The sequence below is a fragment of the Candidatus Gracilibacteria bacterium genome (genome assembly GCA_041661045.1).
Taxonomy (GTDB): Bacteria; Patescibacteriota; Gracilibacteria; order UBA1369; family 2-02-FULL-48-14; genus 2-02-FULL-48-14.
Map to the genome: position 1 here is coordinate 575,718 of JBAZVE010000001.1, position 25,808 is coordinate 601,525.

General features: G+C 48.2%; 25 protein-coding genes and 1 tRNA gene. 17 read left to right on the top strand and 9 right to left on the bottom strand.

Features of this window, described 5'->3' with window-relative positions; genetic code table 25:
• Positions 1-13: 13 nt before the first annotated feature.
• Positions 14-1,384: an S-layer homology domain-containing protein gene (locus WC777_02715; GenBank protein ID MFA6024102.1), complete on the bottom strand. Its 1,371-nt coding sequence runs from the start codon at positions 1,382-1,384 to the stop codon at positions 14-16.
• Positions 1,385-1,446: 62 nt separating this feature from the next.
• On the opposite strand from WC777_02715, the gene WC777_02720 reads away from it, so the two are divergent.
• Complete coding sequence (locus tag WC777_02720; GenBank protein MFA6024103.1) at positions 1,447-2,436, top strand: hypothetical protein; 990 nt, start codon at positions 1,447-1,449, stop codon at positions 2,434-2,436.
• Here WC777_02720 and WC777_02725 read toward each other — a convergent pair.
• The gene (locus tag WC777_02725; protein MFA6024104.1) at positions 2,433-4,730 is read right to left on the bottom strand and encodes a penicillin-binding transpeptidase domain-containing protein; all 2,298 of its coding nucleotides are present in this window, start codon (positions 4,728-4,730) and stop codon (positions 2,433-2,435) included. The two genes, WC777_02720 and WC777_02725, sit on opposite strands and share 4 nt — an antisense overlap.
• Before the next feature lie 61 nt (positions 4,731-4,791).
• On the opposite strand from WC777_02725, the gene WC777_02730 reads away from it, so the two are divergent.
• Entirely contained in the window at positions 4,792-6,060 is a 1,269-nt protein-coding gene (locus tag WC777_02730; protein ID MFA6024105.1) for a pitrilysin family protein, read from the top strand.
• Here the strand turns inward: WC777_02730 and WC777_02735 are convergent.
• A complete protein-coding gene (locus WC777_02735; GenBank protein MFA6024106.1) occupies positions 6,057-6,533 on the bottom strand; it encodes a hypothetical protein in 477 nt (158 codons plus the stop codon). The genes WC777_02730 and WC777_02735 overlap by 4 nt on opposite strands.
• Positions 6,534-6,656: 123 nt before the next feature.
• On the opposite strand from WC777_02735, the gene ndk reads away from it, so the two are divergent.
• From ndk to WC777_02770, 7 genes are read left to right on the top strand one after another with little or no spacing between them, the layout of a single operon-like run.
• Positions 6,657-7,127, top strand: a complete 471-nt coding sequence (gene ndk, locus WC777_02740) for a nucleoside-diphosphate kinase (protein ID MFA6024107.1) — start codon at positions 6,657-6,659, stop codon at positions 7,125-7,127.
• A 2-nt stretch (positions 7,128-7,129) separates the two neighbouring features.
• Positions 7,130-7,549 carry a hypothetical protein gene (locus tag WC777_02745; protein ID MFA6024108.1) on the top strand — a complete coding sequence of 140 codons (420 nt, stop codon included), beginning with the start codon at positions 7,130-7,132 and terminating at the stop codon, positions 7,547-7,549.
• 7 nt (positions 7,550-7,556) lie between these two features.
• Complete coding sequence (locus WC777_02750; GenBank protein MFA6024109.1) at positions 7,557-8,666, top strand: 1-deoxy-D-xylulose-5-phosphate synthase N-terminal domain-containing protein; 1,110 nt, start codon at positions 7,557-7,559, stop codon at positions 8,664-8,666.
• A gap of 38 nt (positions 8,667-8,704) precedes the next feature.
• Positions 8,705-9,712, top strand: a complete 1,008-nt coding sequence (locus tag WC777_02755; protein MFA6024110.1) for a ribose-phosphate pyrophosphokinase — start codon at positions 8,705-8,707, stop codon at positions 9,710-9,712.
• The gene (gene rpiB / locus WC777_02760) at positions 9,646-10,089 is read left to right on the top strand and encodes a ribose 5-phosphate isomerase B (GenBank protein MFA6024111.1); all 444 of its coding nucleotides are present in this window, start codon (positions 9,646-9,648) and stop codon (positions 10,087-10,089) included. The genes WC777_02755 and rpiB overlap by 67 nt, the downstream gene beginning before the upstream one ends.
• On the top strand, positions 10,079-10,735 hold the full coding sequence (rpe, locus tag WC777_02765) for a ribulose-phosphate 3-epimerase (GenBank protein ID MFA6024112.1): 657 nt from the start codon (positions 10,079-10,081) through the stop codon (positions 10,733-10,735). The genes rpiB and rpe overlap by 11 nt, the downstream gene beginning before the upstream one ends.
• A 33-nt stretch (positions 10,736-10,768) precedes the next feature.
• Positions 10,769-10,936, top strand: a complete 168-nt coding sequence (locus WC777_02770) for a hypothetical protein (protein MFA6024113.1) — start codon at positions 10,769-10,771, stop codon at positions 10,934-10,936.
• On the opposite strand, the gene WC777_02775 is transcribed toward WC777_02770, so the two are convergent.
• The gene (locus WC777_02775; GenBank protein ID MFA6024114.1) at positions 10,937-11,587 is read right to left on the bottom strand and encodes a VTT domain-containing protein; all 651 of its coding nucleotides are present in this window, start codon (positions 11,585-11,587) and stop codon (positions 10,937-10,939) included.
• Entirely contained in the window at positions 11,580-11,990 is a 411-nt protein-coding gene (locus WC777_02780; GenBank protein MFA6024115.1) for a hypothetical protein, read from the bottom strand. Before WC777_02780 ends, WC777_02775 begins: the two co-directional genes overlap by 8 nt.
• A gap of 103 nt (positions 11,991-12,093) precedes the next feature.
• Between WC777_02780 and WC777_02785 the strand changes: the two genes are divergently transcribed.
• Entirely contained in the window at positions 12,094-12,759 is a 666-nt protein-coding gene (locus WC777_02785; protein ID MFA6024116.1) for a hypothetical protein, read from the top strand.
• A 210-nt stretch (positions 12,760-12,969) separates the two neighbouring features.
• On the opposite strand, the gene WC777_02790 is transcribed toward WC777_02785, so the two are convergent.
• The 4 genes from WC777_02790 to WC777_02805 all read right to left on the bottom strand — a co-directional run bounded on the left by WC777_02790 (position 12,970) and on the right by WC777_02805 (position 19,768).
• Complete coding sequence (locus WC777_02790; protein ID MFA6024117.1) at positions 12,970-16,266, bottom strand: helix-turn-helix domain-containing protein; 3,297 nt, start codon at positions 16,264-16,266, stop codon at positions 12,970-12,972.
• Between the two features lie 435 nt (positions 16,267-16,701).
• Positions 16,702-16,778, bottom strand: a tRNA-Arg gene (locus tag WC777_02795).
• Between the two features lie 60 nt (positions 16,779-16,838).
• A complete protein-coding gene (locus WC777_02800; protein MFA6024118.1) occupies positions 16,839-18,956 on the bottom strand; it encodes an S-layer homology domain-containing protein in 2,118 nt (705 codons plus the stop codon).
• Between the two features lie 17 nt (positions 18,957-18,973).
• Positions 18,974-19,768: an inositol monophosphatase family protein gene (locus tag WC777_02805; protein MFA6024119.1), complete on the bottom strand. Its 795-nt coding sequence runs from the start codon at positions 19,766-19,768 to the stop codon at positions 18,974-18,976.
• A 231-nt stretch (positions 19,769-19,999) separates the two neighbouring features.
• On the opposite strand from WC777_02805, the gene WC777_02810 reads away from it, so the two are divergent.
• The 7 genes from WC777_02810 to WC777_02840 all read left to right on the top strand — a co-directional run bounded on the left by WC777_02810 (position 20,000) and on the right by WC777_02840 (position 25,803).
• Positions 20,000-20,611, top strand: a complete 612-nt coding sequence (locus WC777_02810) for a hypothetical protein (protein MFA6024120.1) — start codon at positions 20,000-20,002, stop codon at positions 20,609-20,611.
• A gap of 279 nt (positions 20,612-20,890) precedes the next feature.
• Positions 20,891-21,163 carry a hypothetical protein gene (locus tag WC777_02815; GenBank protein MFA6024121.1) on the top strand — a complete coding sequence of 91 codons (273 nt, stop codon included), beginning with the start codon at positions 20,891-20,893 and terminating at the stop codon, positions 21,161-21,163.
• Positions 21,144-23,117: an excinuclease ABC subunit UvrB gene (gene uvrB, locus WC777_02820; protein MFA6024122.1), complete on the top strand. Its 1,974-nt coding sequence runs from the start codon at positions 21,144-21,146 to the stop codon at positions 23,115-23,117. The genes WC777_02815 and uvrB overlap by 20 nt, the downstream gene beginning before the upstream one ends.
• 355 nt (positions 23,118-23,472) lie before the next feature.
• Positions 23,473-24,327, top strand: coding sequence for a FoF1 ATP synthase subunit a (locus tag WC777_02825; protein ID MFA6024123.1), 855 nt, complete (start codon positions 23,473-23,475; stop codon positions 24,325-24,327).
• A 49-nt stretch (positions 24,328-24,376) separates the two neighbouring features.
• Positions 24,377-24,607, top strand: coding sequence for an ATP synthase F0 subunit C (gene atpE, locus WC777_02830; protein ID MFA6024124.1), 231 nt, complete (start codon positions 24,377-24,379; stop codon positions 24,605-24,607).
• Between the two features lie 45 nt (positions 24,608-24,652).
• Complete coding sequence (locus tag WC777_02835) at positions 24,653-25,162, top strand: hypothetical protein (protein MFA6024125.1); 510 nt, start codon at positions 24,653-24,655, stop codon at positions 25,160-25,162.
• A gap of 5 nt (positions 25,163-25,167) precedes the next feature.
• Positions 25,168-25,803, top strand: coding sequence for a F0F1 ATP synthase subunit delta (locus WC777_02840; protein MFA6024126.1), 636 nt, complete (start codon positions 25,168-25,170; stop codon positions 25,801-25,803).
• Positions 25,804-25,808: the final 5 nt, after the last annotated feature.

The window sequence follows — 25,808 nt, forward strand, 5'->3', positions numbered from 1 at the left end:
GTAAGTTGCTTCCTTACAAACCCCGTAAGAAGTCCCACATTTCGGAGCCGGCTTCTTTGGGCCAAGTGTGGGGGTAGTATTCGCCGGAGTATTCGTCGTAATCGATGGTGTGTGGACACCAGAGAGTGGGGGCGTCTTCCAAGCAGTTTTGGTATTCCACGCAGTTTCCCCAGGTGGGTTCCACGGGGGTGCTTGCCGCCGAACATTGGTTTTGGGCCAGGTAATCGTCGCGCGCGGTTTCGCCGGTGGAAAAAGGGGCTAAGTTGTCGGCGGGATTGTGCCACTGCATCACGGCCACAGGGCCGCTGCAAGTTCCGGTGCTGCGCGCGCCGCCCAAAGTAACGACTCCGCGCAAAACATCCCCGCGCGCGCAAGCCAGGCTGTTGGTGAACCAGGCGCCCAGGGAGTGTCCCGCCGCATAGACTTCATCTGTGTTCACGCAATAAGTGCTGGTGAGCTCCTCATACATAAGATCAAAAAACTCAAAATCCCTCAGCTCATCCGCGCTGTCTCCGGAATCGGACCAAGTGAAACTGGAGCCGTTGCTGAGTCCCGCGGGGTAGACAAAAATAGCCTCGCCTTCGCCCGCTTTTTCCAAGCGGTAATAACTTCTTACTTGTGTGTTTGGGTTCGTTCGTCCGTGAAAAGCAAAGAGGAGAGGCAGGGGCTCGTCTTTGTTGTAATTTTCCGGAATCACCACAATGGCAGACCGTTCCACTCCGTTTACCGTGAAGGAAGTGGGGGCCTCCGCCGGTGGAGTGCTTCCGCAGCCCGCGGAGCCAGCACTGCGTTCGGTGGACACCTCTTGTACCCCGCTAAAAATCCGGAGCATCTGGTGAATGGTGAAGGCCATTTCATCCCGCTGTGCTGATTGATCGGGGAAATAACTGTATTTGGAAAAAATATTATTGTTGTGGACAAAGTCTATGTAAGGTTCAAACCAATCTTCGCCCTCTTCCGCTTCTTCGTGCATCAAGCCAAAGGCCTCAATTGCGATTTTAAAAGCCTCCACCGCATTCACTTCTTGTTCGGGGTGGTACAAGCCGTCCGGATAACCCTGTACAATTCCGAGTTCCTTGGCCCTGCAAACAAAAGGTGCAAACCATTCTTCCTGAACATCCGGGAAACAGCCGCCGGGGCCCTCGGAGGCATCCTCATCGAGCGCCGCAAAAACAATCTTTAAGAGTTCCGCTCGGTTGATGCTTGCTTCCGGTTTAAAGCTGCCGTCCGGATAGCCCTCGAGAATTCCTTGTTCCTGCAACAACTCGATGCTTTCTTGGTACGGGTTTCCTTCAATGTCTGAAAAACTGGCTTCAACTGTGAATGAGAAAGCAAGGCTCAAAAGGAGCACACTGGCCGAGCACTTTAGAAGAAAGGATTTCATGTCTTGAGTATACAGCAGTTCAGCTTGTGTTAAAGTGTCCACGATATATAAACTTCCATTCTATGACTATTCAATTGCCTGACGGACCCACGGTACAGCAGATACTCGAAACGCTTGCAAAAGCCCCGGATGCTTTGGAAAAAGTAAATGGAATACTCAAACGGTCGGGAGAAATTTTGCGTAAAACTCAAGCGTGGATCGAACGGCTCATCGCGGTTTTTGGCCACGAGCTGCCCGCGCATCTTTCGGAATTGCACAACAGTTTGTTGGCAAAGGTGCAGGTGTTGAGCGAGCTGCTTTCCACGCTCAGCAGTCCTCTTCAAACTTATAATGAGAAAGCCCAGGACTTTAATCAGGGACTGGAGCGTGTGCAAAAGCATGAACTGGGCGTTTTATCGAGTGGGTTGTTGGCGGAAATTCTTGAAAATGAAGAAGAAGTTGAGGCCGTGATGTCTGCCGGGAAAACGGCTGCCGAAAAAATTGAAGAGCAATTCACGGAGGAACAAAAAGAAGAAATCCGAGCGTTTGCGGAACTTTTGTGGCATGAGCTTTTTCCCGAAACGCATGTGGATCGTTTCACCAAGTGGGCAACCGGGCAAAAAGATCTGGAGAATTACCAGGAAATCATCTTGGCACCGGCCAATGGTATTGAGGGTGTCCTTTCCGGGGTTTGGGATTTAGCCGCGCATCCCATTCAAAGTTATGAAGACATGCGCGAGGCGGTGCAACTGGTTTCGGGCATGAGCTATGAGGATTTTTGTTCTTGCGTGAAGGTTTTGAAATTCATGTATCGGGAGATGGATAAAAAAGAACTTGTGGCTCCGTCCATCTCTTTTATTGCAGGAACGCTCTTCATTTTTGGTGGTGCCGCCAAAGTCTCTAAACTTCTTGGAGGTAGACAGCTTCCGGCTGCCTTGGTGGACCTTACCGGTTCTTTGGGACGAGCCAATAATAAGAGTCAAAGCCTGGCCCGTGCCAAAGATATGCCCACGCAACTTTTGGAAGAAATTGATGCTCAGGCTATTTTGGAGGATTTACAGGAGGAAGATTAATTGAGGGACTCTTTGTCCGGGGGGATGCTGTAATAAGAGAAGAGGAATTCCATGATTTTGTGAAAGACTTGGCCGGAGGTGCCTTCCGCCCATTCGGTGGCGCGCGGGCGATCCATTTTTACGAGGACTAAAAACTCTGCGTCGTCGATGGGGCCATAACCCATAAAAGTGGTGATGGTGGTTCCCGGTCCACTGAGCACGCGGTTGCCTTTGTAAGTTTGAGCGGTTCCGGATTTGCCGGCGATGTAGTGATCTTCCAGAGCGATCTGGGAGGTGTATTGACCCACCACGGAAGTGAGCATGGCGGTGACCATTTGTGCGGTTTCGGGTTTGAGCACTTGAGACACAATTTCCGGTTCAAACTCTTCCGTGCTTCCGTCCGCGTACTCAATTTTTTTCACCAAGTAGGGCTGCATCATTGTGCCGTCGTTGGCCAGAGCGGTGTAGGCTTGAATGAGCTGAAGGGGTGTCATGGAAATACCCTGACCGAAGGCTTTGGTGACCATTTCGGATTCCGTCCAGCCGTCGTAGTGTTCTACATCGCCCCGCACTTCATCATCGAGCCCAATGTCCGTTTTTTGAAGGAGGCCGTAACCCTTAATGTAGGAATAAAATAAGGCCGCACCCAATTTTTTTGAAATGAAAGTCATCCCCGTGTTGCAGGAATGTTCGAGCACCTGAGTCATGGTTTCGAGACCGTGATATTGCTTGTTGAAGGTTTCGATATAGTAGTCGTATTCGTTGGTGTAGACATTGAAGTCCACTCCAATGGCGCCAGTGTCCATAAAGGTCGTGGAAGCGGTGATTTCCCCCGCGTTGATGGCGGCCGCGGCCACCAAGGGCTTGAACACGGATCCGGGCTCGTAGACCTCTTGGATCATCTTGTTTTTGTAAACCTCCGGCCCCCAAGTGTTTTTGTAGGAGTAGTATTTATTGGATATTTCGGGGTCTTTAAAAATTTCGATACGGACATCAGGCTCCACTTGCAGGTAGTACCAATATCGAGGCTCTTCTTCACTGCCAAAGACCACAATTTTGTCGCGCTTGTCTTCGGGAATGTCTATCTCCACCTTGTCAAAGACATCGCTAAAACTGTTGGGGTTGAAGCTGGGGTATTGGGCCATCGCCAAGATTGCGCCTGTTTTGGGGTTGATGACGATCACTTGTCCACTGTCCGGCCGGTATTCCTCCACGCCGGCCTTCAAGAATTCTTCCACTTTGGTTTGAATGGCTCGGTCGATGGTGAGCCACACATCCGCCCCATCCACGGCATTTTCAATAATACTGTCTCCCACGGTGATTTGGTTGCCGTTTGCATCTATTTTGGAGGTAAAAATTCCATCCACTCCTTGTAGGACTTCGTCATAAGTTCCTTCGATTCCATATTGTCCTCCATTTCCACTCACATAACCCAGAATTTGTGCGGCCAAGTCCTGTTCCGGGTAAAATCGAAAATACTCATCCACGAGACGGATTCCCAGGAAGATGGGGTCGGTTTTTTCGGCTTTTGCCGTGGCCAAGTCCTCTTTAAGAATGGTCTCAATTTGTTCGGAAATCATGGGATCAAGCTTTCGTCTCAGTACGCTGTAACGGTTGGTTCCCTGGAGCACGGTTTGTAAATCCTTGGTATCCCAATCCAAAACGGCCCCCAGTTTTTCCGCGGCGGACTTTTTGTTGTCAATTTTTGCCGGGTAGGCATAAATGTCTCCATCGCTGGTCACTTCGACTCCTTCCAGATTTAAATCGGTGACCTCCTTGATGGTGTCTGGATCTTCTTGCTCCAAAAGGAGAATAATGTCTCTGGTTTTGTCCGCCAAAGTGTCTTCCAGTGCGGTTCCATAGGCAGCCAAGAGTTCCTCATCGGTCTTGAGTTTGAGTTTGGACAGCGCTTCGTTTCGCAAGACTTCACTCTCCATTTTCATGATGGCGGTGTATTCCTCGTCGTAGCGTTTTTGCTCCAATTCCCTCTCCGTTTCCAGGTCAAAGAGCAGGGGAGTGAGCGTTTCTGCCACGGTGTCCGGTTCGGAAATCAAAGTAGGGTCCGCAAAAACCATGGCTAGTGTGGTGTTGGTGGCCAAACTGTAACTTTCACCCGAGTGGTAATCTTCAATTAAAATTTCTCCACGGCGGGCGGGGAGGGTGGTGTATCCGTATTGTTCACTTTGCGCGATTTCTTCATAGTACCCATGAGAGATGACTTGCAGGTAAAAAAGCCGCACAATAATGAGGCCGGTGATCAAATAGACGGCTAGGAAAAGAACACTAAGTCGATTGAGACCGATACGAGATTCCATGGACTTCGATCTTACCTTTTGCTAGCATCGCCGCGCAATACTTTTCAATACCAGCTTCGTTATGCATAGAAAAACCACACTCTCGAATGGACTTCGGGTTATTACAGATCGGATTCAAGGCACCGCAGCGGTCACCGCTTTGGTCTTGGTGAAGGCAGGGTCACGGTATGAGCACCGAGAGATCAACGGTATTTCTCACTTTTTGGAACACATGTTCTTTAAGGGAGCGAAAAAGTACACCAATGCGAAAGCGGTTTCAGAGGCGATTGATTCCGTGGGAGGCGAGTTCAACGCTTTCACCTCCAAGGAGTATGCCGGGTATTATGTCAAAACGGCTGCCGCCAATATGCGTTTGGCCATGGATGTGCTCTCCGACATGATGATGAATGCTCGATTTGATCAAGAAGAAATTGAAAAGGAACGAGGCGTGATTATGGAGGAATTCAATATGTATCAAGATACGCCCATGTATCAAGTGGCGTGGAACTTTGAACGGGGGATTTTTGGAGATCAGCCGATCGGTTGGGACGAGGTGGGGACCAAGGATGTGATTCGAGCCCTGCAACGGGATGATTTTGTGGAATACAAGGAATCTTTGTACACGCCGGCCAACATGGTCATTTGTTTGGCGGGCAATGTGGATCATGATGAAGTGGTGGCCTTGGTTCAGGAACTTTTTCCGCTCCAAGCGCGCGAGGCTACTCGGACGATGCTTCCTTTTGCAGAAAATCTGCCGAGTCGAGCGCGCGTGTCTTTGCAAACCAAGAAAACGGAGCAGGGACATTTGGTGTGTGGAGTGCCGGGTTTCCCCGAGGAACACCCCGACCACTACACTCTTAAAGTGTTGTCCGCCATTTTGGGCGGCAACATGAGCAGCCGCATGTTCCTTGCGGTGCGGGAGGAAAAGGGCCTTGCGTATTACATTTCTTGTGGAACCGAAGACTATTTGGACACGGGAACCTTTTATACCCGTGCCGGGGTGGACATCACTCGCATCAAGGATGCGATCAAGGCCATTATTGAGGAGTATAAAAAAATGGCGGCGGAAGGTGTCCCTGAGACCGAACTTAAAAAAGGGAAAGAATTTTTGAAAGGGAAGTTGACGCTTTCTCTTGAAGATAGCGAAAGCGTGGCGCAAATGCATGCGCGCAATGAACTTCTTTACGATAAAATCAAAACGCTCGCAGATATTTCTGCGGCGGTGGATAAAGTGACGGCGGCGGACATTCAACGGGTGGCGGCACAAATTCTAAAAGAAGAACTCATCCACCTGGCGGTGATTGGGCCCTACGACGACAAGGCGGAATTTGAAGCCTTATTGACGGTTTAAGCTTCCAGGTTTTCTTCTCTCCTCCAGCAAACCCTGAGAATGCCTGTGCTCGTCGCTTTTAGAATGATGGGGATATCTGTTGCACCGAGTCCCACCTCTTTCATTTGATTTGCGGCGAGTTCGTTGACCCGTCTTTGGATAGCCGCCTTGAGGCTTCTTTCAAGCCTAAGGGAGAGCGCAAACTCTTTATCTGCCAAACCGTAGTTGTCCTTTAAGTCTCGCATTCTCTTTTCCGAGGGCCTTGAAAGATGATTCCTTTTGTAGTTGATCTGTTTTAATGCTCTTTGTATGTAGTGAGACTGATCTTTTTGGTATTCCATGAGCATATAAAAAAGCACCTCAAGCCCCTGCAAAGAGAGTTCTTCCAGTTGTGCAGAGTCCCACTCTTCTTGCATCAGTGTTGTCGCCAAAAATGCGCCCAAATTTTCTTCGAGACCGAGTTCGGTGAGAGAATCACTGAGTATTGAATTCATGGGAAGCCTCTTGTGCACATATCTTACAAAATACTTTACCATAAAGTCAATAAAACTGCGGGGTTCCTTTTTGACAAGAGGGAGAGTTTGCTGCAAAGTGCTGCCGTCTTTTAACAATTTTTTATGGCAATGGAACGAACACTTGTTCTGGTTAAACCGGATGGAATCCAACGCGGACTTGTTGGAGAAATCATTACTCGATTTGAAAAGAAGGGTCTCAAGATGGTTGGGTGCAAAATGATGAGCCTGGATGAGGCGATTTTGCGTGAGCACTATGCGCACATTGCGGACAAGCCGTTTTTCCCTGGGGTGGCTCAATTTATGAAAAGCTCTCCGGTCTTGGCCATGTGTTGGGAAGGTCTTGAATGTGTGGAGGCTGTTCGTCTCATCACGGGAGTGACCAAGGGACGAGCTGCGGATGCGGGAACTATTCGTGGAGACTTTGCCATGAGCGTTTCTTGCAATGTCATTCACACTTCCGATACTTCTGAAAACGCTGAAAAAGAGGTGGCACGATTCTTTGCTCAAGATGACTTGTTCAAATATCACAAAAGTGAATTTGAGCATGTTTATAATGATGAAGAGAGAGCTTAATCATGCATGTCTTTTTAAGTCTGGAAAGTTCATCGGGGGACTTGGAAATGAATCTGGTCACGGCACGAGATCTTTTGATGAAGCACGATGTTTTGGTGCTTGGACAATCGAATGTTTTTGAAGAAAACGGGGCGCATCAAGTGGTGGAGTGTGGCACGGAGCTTGTTCTTGCAGACCTGATTTTGGTTTGTAGGATCGTGGAGAAGGAAATGGGAAGTTCCGTGGAGATCCCGGTTGGGAATGTGAAGTTTGGAGCTCCCGTGCCGGGGAGTGCCGGGCTCATCAGCATTGGGGTGATTTTTTATGGAGACCAGGCGTTTGAGGCTCCATCCTTTGCATGGGAAGGTGTTTTGGAACTGTCGCCGGATTTTGTCCATCCCGTTTTAAAAAAGCCGTTGAAAGCGCTTTTGGCTCAGGCATAATGCTCATATGAATTCAAGGCAAAAGGCACTTCGACTCGAGGCGTTGGAGCTCATTTCAAGAATGGGAGAGGGGTCCAGTGGGCGGATGCTTTCGTCCATTGATCTTATTGAAGGGCTTTATTTTGGAGAAGAAAATGGTCGACAGATTTTTAAACATGACCCCCGTTTGCCCCAGTGGGAAGAGCGAGATTATTTTGTACTCTCAAAAATTGAAGCTTTGCCGGGACTCCACGCGGTTTTGAAAAAAGCGGGATATTCTTTGCCGGAGGTGTTGCCCTTTTTCCCAAATCGTAAGGTCCCGGGAGTGGAAGTGACCACAGAGCAACACGGGTATGGACTTTGTATGGCGGTGGGGATGGCGCAGGCGATTCAAATTGGGCGACTCAATCAACATGTTTTTTGTTTGGTTGGAGATTATGAATTGGATCATGGCTCTGCTTGGGAGGCGATTATGGTTGCGGCGGAGCGAAAGCTGGATCGCTTGTGTTTGATTTTGGATGAGAACAGTCCCAATGACATTTTGTGGCAAGAACGCTTTGAATCTTTTGGGTGGAAAGTGATTAAACTGCGGGATGCCCACGATCACGATGAAATTGTGTATGGAATCATGAAGGCTCGCCTCACGCTGCGAAAACCCACTTGTATCTGGGCACCCACCAAGAAATCGGCCGGAGTCCCTTTTGCGGAGCGAAAAGTTGAATATGATGACGCTGTTTTTTCGGAAATGGAACTGCAGGAAATCCGTACCCATCTTCTCTGACCCCTTTTTATGCTGCTAGACATCAAACTCACTCAACTCGGCCTCAAGATAAAAAATCTGGTGATTCTGGACCTCAGTTTTCCCACCGGAAAATTCCCGGAATTCAAAAAAGCCTATGAGTCTCGATTCATTCATTTGCCCGGTCGCACGGAGTTGGCCCTCCCTTTTGCAGGAGGACTTTCCGCTTTTGGGAAAATTGTACTTATTTATGGGATGGATAGTGACGACTGTGAATTGCCGGATCGCACGCTCAATGTGAAGTTGGTGGAGGAGGGGCCCGAAGGCAAATGGGATATCCTTGAAGAAGAGCTCAAAGTTTTTGGCCCTGCGGTTTTGTTGATTCCTGAGGAAGATTAAAGTAATTTGTAGGCACTCGGCCACAACCCTCCAACGACATGGCTAACGCAAAAAATCTCCGCGTCTTCTCCGGCTCTTCCAATCCCGCATTGGCGATGGCCATTGCCAAGGCATTGAAACTGCCGCTTTCTAAGATGCAAATCACTCGGTTTGCCTGCAACGAAATTTACGCGAAACCGGAGGAAACGGTACGAGGCATGGATGTGTTTTTGGTGCAAACTTGTACGGATAATGTGAATGAAGATTACATGGAACTTTTCATCATGATTGATGCGCTCAAGCGTTCTTTTGCCAAGACGGTGCACCTTGTGATTCCCCATTTTGGATATGCGAGGCAAGACCGCGTGGCTTCACCACGAGAACCGATTTCGGCCAAACTCATGGCCAGTCTCATTGCGGCCGCTGGGGCGGATCATGTGATTTCCATTCACTTTCATAGCGATCAAACGCAGGGATTTTTCCCTTTCCCAATGGACAACTTGAAGACCAAACGCTTATTTGCGGATTATTTGAAGAAGAAAAAACTCAAAAATGCGGTGATTGTGGCTCCGGATGCCGGTGCGGCCAAGGAAGCCGGGCGGCTCGCCAGCTTTTTGGACATGCCTTTGGCGGTGCTCACCAAAGAGCGACCCAAGTTCAATGTTGCGGAGGTCACCTCGGTGGTGGGGGATGTGGAAGGGAAAACTTGTATTTTGTTGGACGACATGGTCGACACGGCCGGATCGGTTTGTGCCGCTCACCAAGCTTTGCTCAAGAGTGGGGCCAAGAAAGACATTTATTTGATGGCGACGCATGCGGTGTTTTCCGGTCCCGCTGTGGAACGGCTCAAGAAAACCAAGTTCAAGGAAGTGATTGTAACCGATACGATTCCGGTTCCAAAAGAAAAACAATTCCCCGGCCTCACCGTGCTTTCGGTGGCGCCCATGCTCGCGAAAGTGATTCAATGTGTGCATGAAGATAAATCTGTAACCGATGCATTATGAAGGTTTATATTGGGGCCGATCACGCTGGGTTTCCTCTTAAAGAAATTTTGCGTGAGCATATAAAAGGGCAGGGGCATGAGGTGATTGATCTTGGGACTTTTAACGAAGACTCTGTGGATTACCCGGACTTGGCAAGGGAGGTGGGGGAAAAAGTGCGGGAAAATCGGGAGAGCCGCGGCGTTTTGGTGTGTGGCACGGGTATTGGGGTGGCGATTGCCGCTAATAAGCTCAAAGGTATTCGTGCCGCCAATGTGCACGACCGCAGCGAGGCCGAGCTTTCCAGAAAACACAACAATGCCAATATTGTGACGATTGGAGGACGAGTGATGGATGAAGACACCGCAAAAGGAGTGGTGGACATCTTTTTAAGTACCGCTTTTGAAGGTGGACGGCATGAGGCTCGCATCGCAAAAATAACCGCCATTGAGAATGAAGAATAAAATTCAAATCGCCCCCTCCATTTTGTCGGCTGATTTTGGGAAGCTCAATGAAGAAATTGCGAGTGTGGAAGAATACGCGGACATTATTAGTGTGGACATTATGGATGGACATTTTGTCCCAAACATCACGGTGGGCATGCCCGTGGTGAAATGCATCAAAACCAAACTCCCCATTGAATGTCATTTGATGATTGAGAACCCGGAACGCTACATTGAAGGTTTTGCGAAGGCAGGGGCCTCCATCATTTCCGTTCACTTTGAAGCCACCGGTGCCAACACAGCCGCCGTTCTCCAAAAAATCCGTGATTTGGGTTGTCGTGCATCTTTGGCCATTAAACCCGCTACGCCCGCCGCTGCTATTGAAGAATTTTTGCCGCTTATGGATGCCTGTGTGGTGATGAGTGTGGAACCCGGTTTTGGCGGACAGGAATTCATGCCGCAAGCTCTGGAAAAAATCACCTTTTTGCGAGCTAAAAAACCGGATCTGGATATTATTGTGGATGGGGGGATCAATGCCGAGACCGCCAAACTCTGCGTCCAGGCCGGAGCCAACATCTTGGTGGCAGGTTCAACTATTTTTACCGCGGACAACCGAATTTCCGCTATCGCAAGCCTAAGATCTTGACCAAAACCCCTCCTGTGTTAGCGTATGGGTGCTTTTATTATTAACTTTTAATTTATGGGTGATAAAATGCATACAGAGTGTGATCTTGGAGATGAGCATGTAGAGCGAAGAGGAGCTCCTACTTTGTGTGATGGAGGGTCTGCCGGTGTAGAATCAGAGGAGAAACAAATTAGTGATATGGTTCGCGAGCTGCTTCCTCTCTCTGACGGAGCGCACGATTAATTACCCCAGCTTCAGTTTCTTCTTTTCTTTGTGAATCCAGAAGATTCCGCCGAAGAAGAGGAGGGTGAAGATGGTGAGGAAGAGGGGGTCGGTGAAGGCCGCGCCACTTCCAATATAGGCAAGGCTGAAGGCGCAGATAGCATTGGCGAGTATGGAAACGGGGACAAACACCCGTTTCTTTAGTTTAGAAAATCCCATGAAATAGGCGGCGTAGTCGCCGGGGAGTAAGGGGATGGAACAAAGGACAAAGTAGAATAAGACTGCTTTTTCTGATTCAATGAGTTCATCGTATTTGTGAAGCTCTTCTTCTTCCACAAATATTTTTAAAATGTTGCGACCAAAGCGACGGCCTAAAAAGAAATTGATTTCGGTGGCCACAATGCGGGCGACCCAAGTGAGCAAGAAGGCGGGGAGCGTTCCATACACAAAACCGCCCGCCAGACCCACCAGGGTGGAGTTGAGCGGCACCACAATCACTGTGATGGTGGTTATGATGAAGTAGAGCAGAAAACCCCAGACGCCCCATCCTTGGATAAGTTCCTGCAGGGCTTCACGGTCGGGGATTTCTTGGAAAACAAGATACGGCACTACAAAAGCGAAGAAGATAAAGGCCAAGAAAGCCACTAGGCTGACTTGAATCTTTTTACTCATTTATAGACCCCGTAGGGTTGGGCTGCGTGTTATCAGGCCCGTTTGCGTCCTCTTTGGGTTGGTCGATTTGAGCGTCATCAAGATCACCGTCATTGCCTCCTTGCATGATTTGTGCAGTTATCACATCGTCGGCGGAATCCAGTGGATCCATCTTGTTTGCTAATTCTGTTCCATCGGGAGCTCCTCCGCCGTCACTGTCCTTCTCTTTTGGATCGGTGCCCAAATCCGCCTCAAGGGCATCCGTCAAACCGTCTCCATCTGTGTCCACGGATTGGACTTTACCCCAACGACCCTCCAAGAAGTCTGCGTCACTTAGGGCAAAGGCGCCAAGACCTAAAACTAAAACACCGGCGAGCATCAAGAGTTGAGGGTTTTTCATGGGATTTTTTAAAGATTTCTTCATGGGTTCTTTGTACCCCTTTCCCGGCGGCTTTTCAATGGTGAGTTTTTGGAAATATTGACTCAATAATTTCGAGTGTTATGATTAAGGCTATTCCAGTTTTATTATGAAAAATTCTCCTCGTGAAATAGGGCTCGCAAGCGTTTTGGCACTGGGTTTAACGGCTTCGGATGCGCGTGCGGATGAGGGGAATGGATTTGTCCAGTGTTTTGATGGGTTGAGGAAAGATGGGTATCCACTGAGCCGACTTTCAAATTTATGTGACCCTTGCGATAAGAAGGAAGAAAAATCGATTGGCAACGCCATTGATGTTATTAGGGGAAGAGACCTTTCTCCTCTCCTTTTGAGCATGTGTGGAGGAGACGAGGCTTGTAGACAGTCTCATGAAGAGATCCAGCCTCAAGTAGTAAGAGAACTCCAAAGGGCTCAAGTTTTTTGTCCTGAAGCACCGATACAATCCATTGATGGAGAGCCGTTGTCTACGCTTGCGCCGGTTTCCCCAAATGCAGATCATCCCGGGCAAATTGTAGTTTCCCCTGTGGTGATTGAGGATTTGGATGCACTGGCGCTTGCGTTGTTTAAGCAAGGGACAGCTTGGGTCTTTGAAGAACAGGAGTCTCAGGATTCACTTACACCCACGGCTCCTTCGAAACCTGGTCGAGAAAACCGCACCCCGTATTTTTTAAGGCGACAGACAGTTCTGGCGAGTGTGGAGGGACCTGATGTTCAAAAATGGTGATCGCGGCAGGAGGACGCTCACTTCGTTCGCTAGACGGTCGCTAAAGCTCCCTTACGAACCTTTTACGGTTCGACCGCTTCTGACGAAGCACACCATTCCACTGGTGGGCAAGCCACCATCGAAATGGTGTCCAGCTACGGAAAGGTTACTTTCTCATTACCCTCCGTGCAACACTGAAAAGGCCCACAGAGTTTCAGGGGCCTAGCAGTTTGAAATATTGGATCTTAAAGGGGAAGTAGGCACTTATGAGTCCAGCTTTAAAAGCGTTTTAATCTCTTGAAGTAGTCCGAGCTCGTCGGTCGTACTGTCGCCAGTTAGGCAGCCCTCCGCCAATTCTTTGAATTGGGGGCGCTCTTTCTCTGATGAGAGCCTGTAGGCAGTCAGCCAAAGAGCTTTGATAAAGTCCTTGAAAAGTTCCTTTTCACTATCCTCTTGAAGGGCAAGTGTTTTGTAGTGACCTAGCATAATGCGAGTCATGGCTTTGAGCATATTTACCTTGTCCTCAAAGAGGATTCCAGTTTTGAAGAAACGTTCTATGAAGTTCAAAATTACCCCGTAAAAACTCGAAACAGTTGAGCCTGGAAAGGTGATTTCATTGAGCAGGTGATACATCCGTATCGAAATAGTGAAGGTCACCCCAGTGGGAGTTTTAAATTCAAGGGAAGGAAGCTGTTTCCGTTCAATTTTCTCTAAATCGTCGAGAGCAATGTAAAACAGGTCTGCACCGTTATAAGGAATGAATTTATAAAGAAGCTCGGCTACCCCTCCTTTGATTAACGCAAACTGCTTTTCATCAATGTACTTTTCCTCCAGCGCTTCTTCAAAGATCGCGAAAGTGTTGGAAGTTGCGATGCCTTCGTTCTCGAGAGCTATGGAAAGTTGAGCGTCGTCGGTAATGAATGTAATCCCATCTCTTTCAGCGATCCTTACGCTGTTTATAAGCCATCTTGGGAAAAGCTCTTCGATGCCTTTCACATTGAACACCCCACTGGTAATGTCGTCGTCGTAGAGTAAGACGCTCTCTGAGTTTGCATTGATGAACTGCCATAGTCTGCGAAGGGCTGGATCTTCTTCCGAAAGAAGGTCGTTTTGTACCTGTTGAAAAAGTTCACGGTGAATGACGAGAGTCTTATTGAACATGATTAAAAGACCCAGCTGGTTGCTTTTGGAAAGATTGATCAGCGCATTGTAATCCATCACTACCAAGTTTTTTGCCAGGAAGGATTTCCTTTGTTTTGGACTGCGTGGACAGTCGTGGTAGTCAATCGTAAAAGTGGTATCACCGCTCGCTGCCCCAACCACAAGAGCCTTTGGGTAGCTCTTCCCGAAGTACCTTTGGAGCCAATAGGTAGTGAGCTTTTTTTCTTGGTAGAGCTTCTTTCCCTTTTCGTAAAATTCCTTTTGTCTTTTGAATATATCTAAAGCTTCTTCACTGAGTTGATCGTTTGCATCCAGGACTCTAACTGGTTTCATAACCGTTACATACTTATTCAACTCCATCATATTTTTAACAAGACGATCGGTTTCCTCTGTAGAGCCATACCTCATTGCCAGAGCCATGTACTGAGAGAGTATTTGTGGCAGCACTTCCTTATCTTCTTCAAAAATTCTTTTTGCCTCTTCTATAGTGGCAATCGCCTGGTTTTTTTCATCAGCCAAGGCATATGCAGTGCTTAGGTTGAGCCAGTAGTTGGGGTCTCCTGCTTCCACGGCGTAGGCCTTGAGTTCTTTCAGTACCTTGATTGCCTGCTGTGGTGCGCCGCTCTGTAAGAACTTGTGAGCAATATAAAATTTTTCTCGATAATCCATGTCATTGTAAGATTCCCATTGCATCAAAGAGTTGTAAGCCTCATCAAAGAGCCGCTCATTTAACTTTTTGTGAAATACAGCAACCCGAAGTTGTTGGAGTTGATTTTCACCCAAGTCTTCAAGAGTGATGCTTTTAAGTAGGGAGTCGCTTTTTTTCCCTAGCCACTCAAGGCAGATAACGAGATCTACCTTCATGTTGTTCACAAGACGAGGGCCCTGTCCTTCTGACTTTGCCAACTCAATCGCTTCCTCTATTTCTTTGGCGGCCATGGCAACTTTGCTGCCATTTTTAAGGAAAGGAATTGGGGTAGGTTTTTCACGATCTACATCTTCCTTTTGAGCAACGACTAGGAGTGCACGAGCATGTGAGTATCTAACTTGGGAGGACTGTGGAAACACCTCTTTTAGTTCTGTAGAAAGAACCAATGCATCTGTGCTTTCATCAAAAATCAGAAGCGAGTCGATCAACCCCGCAGCGAGGAACTCGTCATCATGAGAAAGTTTTTTAAGCTCATCCAGATGGTCAAATACAAACAGCTTCATCTCATCAAGCTTTTGAGCTCTCAAGAAGGCTTGAAGTTTTAACCCCTGAAGCTCTGCAGATTGATCTTTGCCCGCCATTAACGCGGTAATACGCTTCTCAGCCTCTTTGAATGTCTCTTTGGTTGCCACATTCAGCAGCGCTTTCACCAAGTTAATTTGGGCATTTTTCTGCTCAGGGTCAACCTCAAGGGCCTTTCTAAACCACTGCACGGCTTTATCAAAGTCTCCACCAGCAGAAGGGGATCTGTTGTAACATGCTCCTAAATTATTATAAGCACGCGCCAGGTCAGGATCTTCGGGACTTGTCTTCTCCAATCCTGTTATGAGGATGTGAAGTTTCTTTTTTGCCTCCTCAACATCTCTTTGAAGTAAGCCCTGAACCTCTCGGAAGATTCGCTCCTTCCCTTTCAAGACATCAAATTGAGAGAGGAGCAGCTCATGCGAGGCGAGCCCAACGGCTTTGATGTCATGGAGCTCACTTTGTGTTTCAAGGCTTTCCTCTAAGATCTGATCTTGCTTATGGAGGAGCTCAAAGTTCGTGCCTTTGAAAAATTCCCTCATTAAGTGTTCGTCCTCAACGACAAGGCTGCTTAAGTTTTCAACATCCCAAATCTCTGGCAAAGGCAGTCCGATTCCCTTTGCATACTTTCGCACTTCGTCCTTACTCGTTGGAGATGCGGTACACGACAAACAAAAAATGATTTCGGCAGGCTTACCGTCTATGTGCGTTTGATTGAAGTAACGATTTTTTATACCATCCAGTTCTTTCTTGAGTTCCGCAGTTGAATTAGATTTCCACCGTTTGCATTGAAAAAGGACAAACCCTCCTTCTTTTCTTGATATTACATCACGGTTTTTATCCCCAGGCCCTCCATACTTGAGAGGGTTGGGGTATTTACCGACGCGGCTTACAAGTCCAAGAATTAAATCTTCAAAACGATCTGCACTGAGGCCGTTCAGAGGGAGTGATCCTTCAATCATCACAGAGGGCCTTGACTCCTGCTGACCCCCAAAAGTGACTCCAAGAGCTTTTGATAACTTGTCTAAAGTTTTTGAGGTAGGCTGATTACGCCCTTGCTCGATTTTGAAGAGGGTGTTAAGGCTCACCTCTGACTTCTCTGCTAGTTGTTTTTGCGTCAGTCCGCGGTTCTTTCTAGCCTCCGCGATTTCTTGTCCGATGTTTCTCATAGAAGAATTAAAGAGTGCCCCCAGTATATCATGTAGCTTGTAGTCCCGTCAAGGCTAGTGGTATAAAAAGAGCTACTAAATTGAACCCAACAGGTTAAACATCAACCTTTTCAACTGTGTTTATCAGTCTATTCCTTGCAGCAGTCGCCATACTTACTACACTTTTGCCCTCAAACTCGAAGAAGGTCTCATGCTCAAATTTTCCTTGCATCCACTTGATAGTGAGGTAAGCCAACTCATCTTTCTTTTTCTGCTTTAGTGCGAAGGTAAACAAGGCTCTTGACAAAGAGCCAAACAGTATTGTTGGTGATCGCCGGCAGGAGGACGCTCACTTCGTTCGCTAGACGGTCGCTAAAGCTCCCTTACGAACCTTTTACGGTTCGACCGCTTCTGACGAAGCACACCATTTCACTGGTGGGCAAGCCACCATCGAAATGGTGGTCGCGGCAGGAGTCGAACCTGCGACCCTCAGCTCCGCAAGCTGATGCTCTATCCAACTGAGCTACGCGACCACGGTAGGCGCATCCTAAGACAAAAGATGGATTTAGGCAAGATCAGCTTGGATGCGGTGCCTAGTTTTGGAAGCGGGCGGGTTTTAGGGACCAGCTGCTGTCCAGGCAGTCCACGCAGCCCAAATCCTCCAAAAGAGGGTAGAAGCTGTTGTAAGGAGTGCTCTGTCCAATCTGGATTTCACTGATGTCCCATCCCTCAGCTTTGCCCACGGTTGCGTAGGCGAGCGCATAAAGCACTTGTGCGGGGTTCCACTCAGCTCCGGAAAGGGTGAAGCTTTCGGGGATTTCTTCGCCGTTCCAGCTTCCGATCCAAGTCTCCAAGTCTTCGAGGTCGATTGCACCCGCTGTGTTTGCACTGCCGTCTGCAGACCAAGGCCCGATCATCCATTCCAAGGAAACAGAGCTTGTGCTGTTGTAACCTTCCGCCAAGGCGTAGAAGGACTCGGTGAGGGTATAGAAATCTTCTCCGTCATATGCCCAGTCCGGGGGTCCTGATCGCCAGCTGTTGAGGAGCCAAAGCGCTAGGTTTTGGCGCTCTTCGGCACTTAAAGATTCAGAGTCTGTTGAGGTGAACAAGGAAACCAGTTCGTCGCTATCCACAAAGTTGATCTTGCTGTCGTTGGTGCTTTTTTCAATCAAAAATTCCAAAGAATCCTTGATTTTAGCGTAGTTGCTCGCAATGGTGCTGGTTGAATTGATTTGGCTGCTGGGCAGTTCCGGAGTTTCGGGATATTGATAAGCCCATTGAGTGGGGCTGATGCCGGTTTTTGCGTACACCCATTTGCTCACCACACTTGTATTGAGCACATGTGGCCCGGTATTTTCCAGTGATTCCAGTACCGTTTCAACGGAGGTGGCGCCTTTTTCCAGGTCCAAAATTCCAATGTCCATACCGGGGATTCCATCATTCATTCGTAGCGTGTTGTTCAGCCAAAAAATACTCGTATCGGTTTCGTTGGTGGGGTCCAGTTTTGCGAGGATGGCATCTCGGCTACTCTCGTAGTCCGCTTGTGAAAGACTGGCTCCGTGATCTGAGAATCCAAAGCCCAAAACTCGACTGGGAAGGAGTTCATGAATGGCGTCGCTGCCCCCGCTTCGTTCCATTAAAAAGCCTTCAAACAACCCCACGCCACTGACCAATTCGACTGTGCCGAAGGCGTTTAGCACCGCTTCAATTCCTCCGCCACTTTCATCCACGCAACCCCCGTAAACGGGGTCTTTTTCGCAACGGACCCAAGAGGAGATGGCATCAAAGGCTTCTTGATAGCTGTAGGTTTCGCCAAGATCTTTTTGTGGACGATTCAAATATGTGGGTTCGTGGTGACCGTGGTAGCCGAATTCAACCCAACCGTTGTCCGAAAGGTCTTCCAAATAATCCACAAGTCCCGTTTCGGAATTGCGCTCAGAGACGGTTTGCGCGTCGGCTCCTTGAAATTGGATGGTCCATGTGAAGTCTGAATCGGGATAGGAAGGCATGATGTCCTCCAAGTAGCCTCCAATGTTCCAATAACGGTCTTCGGAGAGTTCGTGATTGATGTGATCTTCGGTGTGCGCAAAGGCAAAAAGATAGGTGATATCTGCGGGGGATCCGGAAGTGTCCAAAGAAGGCCCTTCGGGGAAATCCGTTGCTACATAGGAGTCCATATTGACCATCAGCTGAGCCATTTCACCCCGAGTCACCGAATGAGCGATGTCCGTGTTTACTTTTTCCAAAATTCCTCGCGGAGCCGCCCACCAATAGTAAGGCTCGTACCATATGGAATAACAGGATTCACAGATCACCACGCCATCGGCTTCGAGCACAATTTTTAAAGCTTCCGCCAGATTGATGAGGTTTCCGGGTTTGAAGGAGCCGTCATCATAACCATCCACAATGCCAAGGGTTTTAGCCTTGCAAATGTAGGGGGCGTACCAAGCGGCCGTTACATCATTGAAACAGAATGTTCCCTCCGACTGGCCGGGATATTTTGCCTCAATTAAAATTTTAACAAACTCCGCTCGGTTGATGGTGCTGTCCGGGCGATAAGTCCCGTCGGCATAACCCTCCACCACTCCACTTGCATAGAGGGAGTCGATGGCCGCCTCATTCGTGTGGCCACTCGTATCGGTGAACGCCAGTGCGGTGGGAACCGCCAGTAGACTGCAAAGGCTGACGAGAGCCAGGAGGGCTTTTTTCATGGGATTGATTTATAGAATTAAAGTTTGTCTCCACCGAGATCTTTGATGATCCTGAGCATCTCGGAGTGGAGGATGCCATTGCTGGCGGCTATGTTTTTGAGTTTGGGATTGAAGGAACTTCCATCCATATTGGTGAGCGTTCCGCCGGCTTCTTCCAGGATGATTTTTCCGGCCGCGATGTCCCAAGGTTCGAGGTCATATTCCCAAAAACCATCGAAGCGGCCACAGGCCAAAAAGCACAGATCTACGGCAGCGGAACCAAAACGGCGTACGCCCTGAGTTTTGCTGTAAAAGGCATCGAAAAGTTCAATATTCTTTTTGTAGCGGGCTTCACGGGCATAAGGGAAACCGGTCCCCAATAAGCTTTTTTCCAGGGTGGCGACTTTAGAAACTTGAATGGGTTTCATGCCCATGAACGCGCCTTTGCCCTCTTGTCCCCAAAAAGTTTCACCCAAGCCCGGAATTTCAACCACGCCGATGATGGGCTTTCCTTTATAAACCACGGCAATGGATACGCCGAAGAGGGGAAGACCGTGGGCAAAATTGGTGGTTCCGTCGATGGGATCGATGATCCATTTGTATTCACCGGTTCCCCCTGAAATCCCAGACTCTTCGCTGAGGATGGAGTGATCTGGAAAATGGCTGTGAATGGTTTTGGTGAGGAATTCATCGCAGATTTTGTCGACATCAGTGACCAGGTCACTGGAGTTGCTTTTTGTTTCAATATTGAAGCCTTTTTTCTGATAAGTCAGGGCCATTTTACCCGCGTCGTACGCGAGTTTTTTTGCGAATTGGAGGAGATGAGTTGGCATAGGATTAAAATTGCTTGCTGCCATCATACTTGATGTAAGCGCTTTCTGCAGGGGATAGCATTGACAAATACAGATAAAATGTTAATATTCCAGTACGATGATTTTCCTACAAAGTCTTTACGGGTTGATTCTGGCCGAGCTGTTGGGTATTCACTTGAGTGCACGGGCGCAACTTCGACTCGCACAAGTGATTTCTGTGGAGAGAAAACACCGGACTTTAACGCGTTGATTATGCACAGACTTCTTGGGAAAGATCCTTTGGATGCTCCTGTCGGGCCGCTTGCGGAGCACCTTCAAGTTTCTCAAAGGAAGGAGCGCGCAGATGGAGATCTCCTTTTGTCACTTTTGGGATCAGACTTTGGTGAAGTGGAGCAACTGTGGTGGCAGCACTTAAAAACAGGGACTTTTTTGCCGAGTTTTGGGCCTCGTTTGCACCAGGTTCTTCAGCGCTCTGGCTGGCAACTTTTGGATGAAAGATTTATGTCCCAAGCGCCCATTTCTCGTCACGCTTTGGCCACTAGAGCGATGCTCGGAGGTTTTCCAGATCTTTCCATGGGCATTTGTGTTCAACGAGCTTTACAAGAAACTTTACAGCCTGCTTTACAGGTTTCTTTTCGGACTCAAGGGCCGAAAACGCTTGGGCGTTTATGGCCGGGCTTTGTGGAAATGGTTCGTGGACCGTCTGGCTCCAAACCTGAACCCTTTTTTTGTGCCGAGTCTAACTTCCAAGTTTTGGAGGCCGCTTCTCCACTGACTTTTGTAAGGCCCCCTAATCCTAAGAAATGAGAGGACATAAACGAAGGCTTTCTGAACTTTCACGCCTTGATCGGGAAGCCGTTTTAGAAGGAGTTCGAAACCGGTATAGAGCCCCTGAACCCCAAATGGGTGTGGCAGATCTTTTGCAAATGGCTCAAATGGATTTTTCTCGGCCGGCGGTTCGGCGCGACTGGGAGGCCTTTTTGCCTTTGTTCGTGGACCCTGAGGTGGTGGGTGAGCTCAGAAAAGTTTTGGGTGCCGCGGCCTTTTTTCGACTGGATCCCGCATTTTTGGGGCATTCCAATGAGGCGGCTGCGATTTTTGCGGACCGGGTTACGGAAAGGGGGTATCCAGACCTCGGCACGATTGAAGCCCGAACTCCAGGCGGGTTTGATCATCAAGCTTGGCTCCCTGCTTTATCTCTTAGCGCAGCGCTCCGGAGTGATAGAAGGACTCCGGTCACTGCGTCCACAGGCTTTTTACGCCGTCCTTTGCAGAGTGACCTTGAGCCGACTTTTTGGGATGGGAGGACCTTCACTTCTCTTGAAAGGCTTTCGCCATGGACATATTTTAAGAGAGTTTGATTCTTGCGTGAGTTCTGCTAAAATCCTTGGGCTTTATGCTCAAGAAGAAATTTAAAATCAGCACGGCGATGCAGCCCAAGGGAGACCAGCCCAAGGCTATTGAAGGATTGGTGAAGGGTCTGGAAAAGGGCCTGCATGACCAGGTGCTTTTGGGAGCCACGGGGACCGGAAAAACTTTTACGATCGGCAATGTGATTCAGCAGGTACAGAGGCCCACTCTGGTTTTGGCGCACAATAAAACTTTGGCGGCGCAACTGTGCACGGAGCTCAAGGAAATGTTTCCGGACAATGCGGTGTGTTACTTCGTCTCTTATTATGATTACTATCAGCCGGAGGCCTATTTGCCCAGCACGGATACTTATATAGAAAAGGACGCGCAGATTAATGACGAAATCAATAAATATCGGCACAAGGCGACGGAAAGTTTGCTGACGCGCCGGGACTGTATTGTGGTGGCCTCGGTCTCCTGTATTTATGGGCTCGGTTCTCCAAAAGAATATTTGGACATGCGCATTGAACTTAAGGAGGGCGGACACATTCAACGCGATGCGCTTTTGAGGAAATTGACGGATTTGCAGTACACGCGAGCAGCCATGGATTTTAAGCATGGGATGTTCCATGTGCTTGGAGATGTTCTTGAGATCTTTCCTCCCGGGGGAGACAGTGCGGTTCGTTTGGAATTCTGGGACGATGAAATCGAAAAAATTTCAGAAGTGGACCCTTTCACCGGGGAACTTTTGGGTGAGCTGGAAGAGGTTGCAATTTTCCCCGCCAAGCATGCGGTGACGACGGAAGAAAAAATCAAAGTGGCGGTTGTCCACATTCGAGAGGAGCTTGAGGAGCGAGTGAAACAACTTCAAGAAATGGGTAAAATAGTGGAGGCGCATCGTTTACGAAGTCGTACGGAATACGACATTGAGATTTTGCTTGAAACGGGCTACTGCTCTGGAATTGAAAACTATGTACGGTACTTTAATGAAACCGGTCCAAAGGGAAGGCCCGCTACTTTGCTCGATTATTTCCCCGACGACTTTTTGATGGTGATTGATGAGTCTCACATGTCCATTCCTCAGGTTGGAGCGATGTTCAATGGCAATCTTTCACGCAAACAAACTTTGGTGGAACACGGGTTTAGGCTTCCTTCCGCTTTTGACAACAGACCGCTTAAGTTCGAGGAGTTTGAGGAATACATGAAGAGCACGATTTATGTTTCTGCCACGCCCGCCAAATATGAAATGGGCAAAAAAGACAATTTGGTGGAACAGATTATTCGTCCCACGGGGCTCATTGATCCGGAAATCTCGGTGCGGACCAAGGAGGGCCAGATCGATGATCTTATGAGTGAAATCCAAAAACGAACGACAAAAGGAGACCGTGTGCTTGTGACCACTTTGACCAAGCGCAGTGCGGAAGATTTGACCGAATATTTGACGGAAGCGGGGGTGAAGGTGCGTTATTTGCACTCCGATATTGATACTTTGGAACGGATCGAAATTTTGAGGGACCTTCGATTGGGAATTTTTGATGTGCTTGTGGGGATCAACCTTTTGCGTGAGGGGTTGGATCTGCCGGAGGTTTCTTTGGTGGCGATTTTGGATGCGGACAAGGAAGGATTTTTGCGGAGCACGCCGGCGCTTATTCAAACGATTGGACGGGCCGCGCGAAACGCCGATGGCTTTGTGATTATGTATGCCACTCGAGTGACGGCCGGCATGCAAGGGGCCATTGATGAGACCAATCGTCGTCGTGAGATCCAGGTGGCGTACAATACAAAACATGGGATTACTCCTCAAACCATTAAGAAAGCGGTGAAGGATATTGAAATGCATCGAAAGCAGGAAGAAGCCAAGCAGGTGCGCCGCTACGACACCAAAAAAGTGCCCAAAGAAGAACTCTTTCGATTGGCGCAACATTTGGAGGCGGAGATGGATTTGGCGGCGCAAAACATGGAATTTGAGAAGGCCGCCGTGCTTCGAGATGAGATTGAAGAACTCCGAGGAAGGCTCTAAATGTCTCGAAGTTAGAGTGAGTTTTAAGGGCCTTGATTTTCTTGTGAAGATGAGTACACTATCGGCGTCTCAATTACGCATTAATGAGCCATTCCTCCGTTATGAACAGCAAAAACGAATCCCAGAAAACCATTATGCTGCGCGCGTGGAGACACTATAGAGAGATCACTTCTCGTGTTCTAGCCGCCACGGTGGGGACCATTGCGATTTTGGGGATTCCCGCTTACTTTTTGGACAAGTGGATTGGCAGCTTCCCATTGATTTTCGGCATTGTCCTGGTACTCTCACTACCGATTTCACAATTTGCGACCATAAAATTGATGCAAAAATACTTAAAAGATAACCCTCAAGATTGATGTCTGCAGAAGTTCTCGATATCGACGAAACGGGTGCCATAGCCGAAGAGGCTGAGCACGAAGAAGAAAGTGGCATGCACATTCAGCTCGCCACTGAACCCGCTTTTGAAATCGGCAACTTCACCGTGACCAATGCCATGACCGCAACGGTGGTTACCACGCTTCTGGTTATTGTTTTTGCTATTATGGTTCGATGGAAGGCCGGGGTGATCCCCAGCCGTATGCAGGTGCTTTTTGAAGATCTTTTTATGATGTTCTTTACTCAACTTGAGGATGCGGTGGGGGAAAAGAAAGCTCGCATGATTGCTCCTCTCGTTGTGACCTTGTTCCTTTTTGTGCTGGTGGCCAACTCGTTTATTTTAATTCCTATTTTGGGCAGTTTTGTTACGGAGCACGGACACTTTTTCCGCACGCCCACCACGGATTACAGTTTAACGATTGCGCTCGCCATCATCACGATGGGTGCAGCTCACTTGATCGCCTTCACGGCGTCTCCACTTCAGCACATTGGAAATTACATTCGAGTGAAACCTTTGTTTCAAGTTTTGACGGGTAAAAGGCCGGTTTCTGAACTCTTCAACGCCGGGATTGAAATCTTCCTTGGAGTGCTCGAAATTTTGGGAGACTTTATTAAAATCATTTCCCTTGGAACTCGTTTGTTTGGAAACTTACTCGCCGGGGAGGTGGTGATTATTGTGATCTCCGGGCTCATGTTCGCAACTCAGTTTGTGGTGCCCATTCCATTCATTATTCTGGCGGTCTTTGCCGGGCTTATTCAGGCCTTTGTATTCACGCTTTTGTCCACGATCTTTATATCAAACAATTTGATTCACGCGACTTCGCATGATCACTAAAAACAAAAAATTTCCTTTATTCATCCTTTAATCCCTTAACCCAAATTATATGGATGCAGAAATGATGAAAATGCTCGCCGCTGCGCTCGCAGTTGCAGTGGGAGTTACCGCTCCGGCCCTCGGAGAAGCCCACATCGCCGCTAAGACGATGGAATCTGTTAGCCGTAACCCAGAAATGGGAGGAAAGATGTTCACCAACATGTTGATCAGCATGGCCTTCGTGGAATCTCTTGGAGTTTACTCCTTCCTTGTTGCTTTGATCATTATGTTCGTTTTGTAATTTTTATTTAACCCCGCTTAGCGGGGTGTTAACAGCCCCTTACTTATGCAAGGTTTAGCTACCCTCGGAATTGATCCGCTGAGTATCCTATTGTATCTGCTCAATACGGGGCTGCTTCTTGTCGTTTTAATTTACGTTCTTTATAAGCCAATTCTTCGCTACCTCGATCAAAGAAGAGATCAAATAAGAAGGAGCGTGGAAGAGGCACAACTTTTGAAAGTCGAGCTCGATAAAAAGTCCGTTGAAGCTGAAGAAGCTTCCAAGAAAGCAGAAGAAACGCTCAAACGCGAAATGGAAAATCTCCGCAAGTTTACGGAGGACAAACGCGCTGAGTTGACTGCCGAAATGGAAATGGCCCGCAATGAAATGCTGGCCAAGGCGGATGCAGACATCACTCGTCGAAAAGAGGAGCTCATGAAAGATGCCGAACGGGCAACCATGGACCTCATCAAGAAAGTTGTGCTCCACATTGTTCAGAATAAAGTTCCTGAAGAAGTGGTGGAAGCCAGCATCCAGGACAGTTGGAAGCAATTTAACAGCGCCGACAGGCGTTAATCAAAATGTTTAAAGATTTCCTCAGCGCACTCGTTCTAGAAATCCTTCGTTCCTTCAAAAAGGAAGGTGGTTTCGCGGGCCCAAAAATCTACAAAGATTATTTGGACGGTGTGAGTGAAGAGGATTTGATGAGTGATCTCCGTTTGGTCTTTCAAGTGATCAACGGGATGGACCTCAACTCCCTCAACCTAAAAGGAAGTGCGTTTTTTAAAAGCACTTTACGGTTCTTTGCTGAAGATTTCGCTTCTAAACTGGATGCACTGGGGGGCAGTTTCTATTTGCTCCCCTATGAAGAACGCAAGAAAAAGGCAGAGCAGCTCATTGAGGGCGACTCCCACACGGTAGCGGCGCTTCGAGATCTTTTGGTTACGAATTCATACCAGGAAATCACCGAAGCCATTGAACAACTTTCCAAAAGTGTTGCCGATGCAGGTACCATTGTGGTGCAGACACCCCGGGACATTGATCCCGAACTTAAAAAAGAAATGCGCGCGAAACTTGCGGCGGATTTTCCGCTCACTTTTCCCGCTTTTCAAATCAACCGTCAACTCATTGGCGGGTTTCGAGTCTTTGTTAACGGCAAGTCTCATGACCTTTCTTGGTTCTCTCAAGTTCAAAAACTCACTTCTCTAAAATCTTAACAATT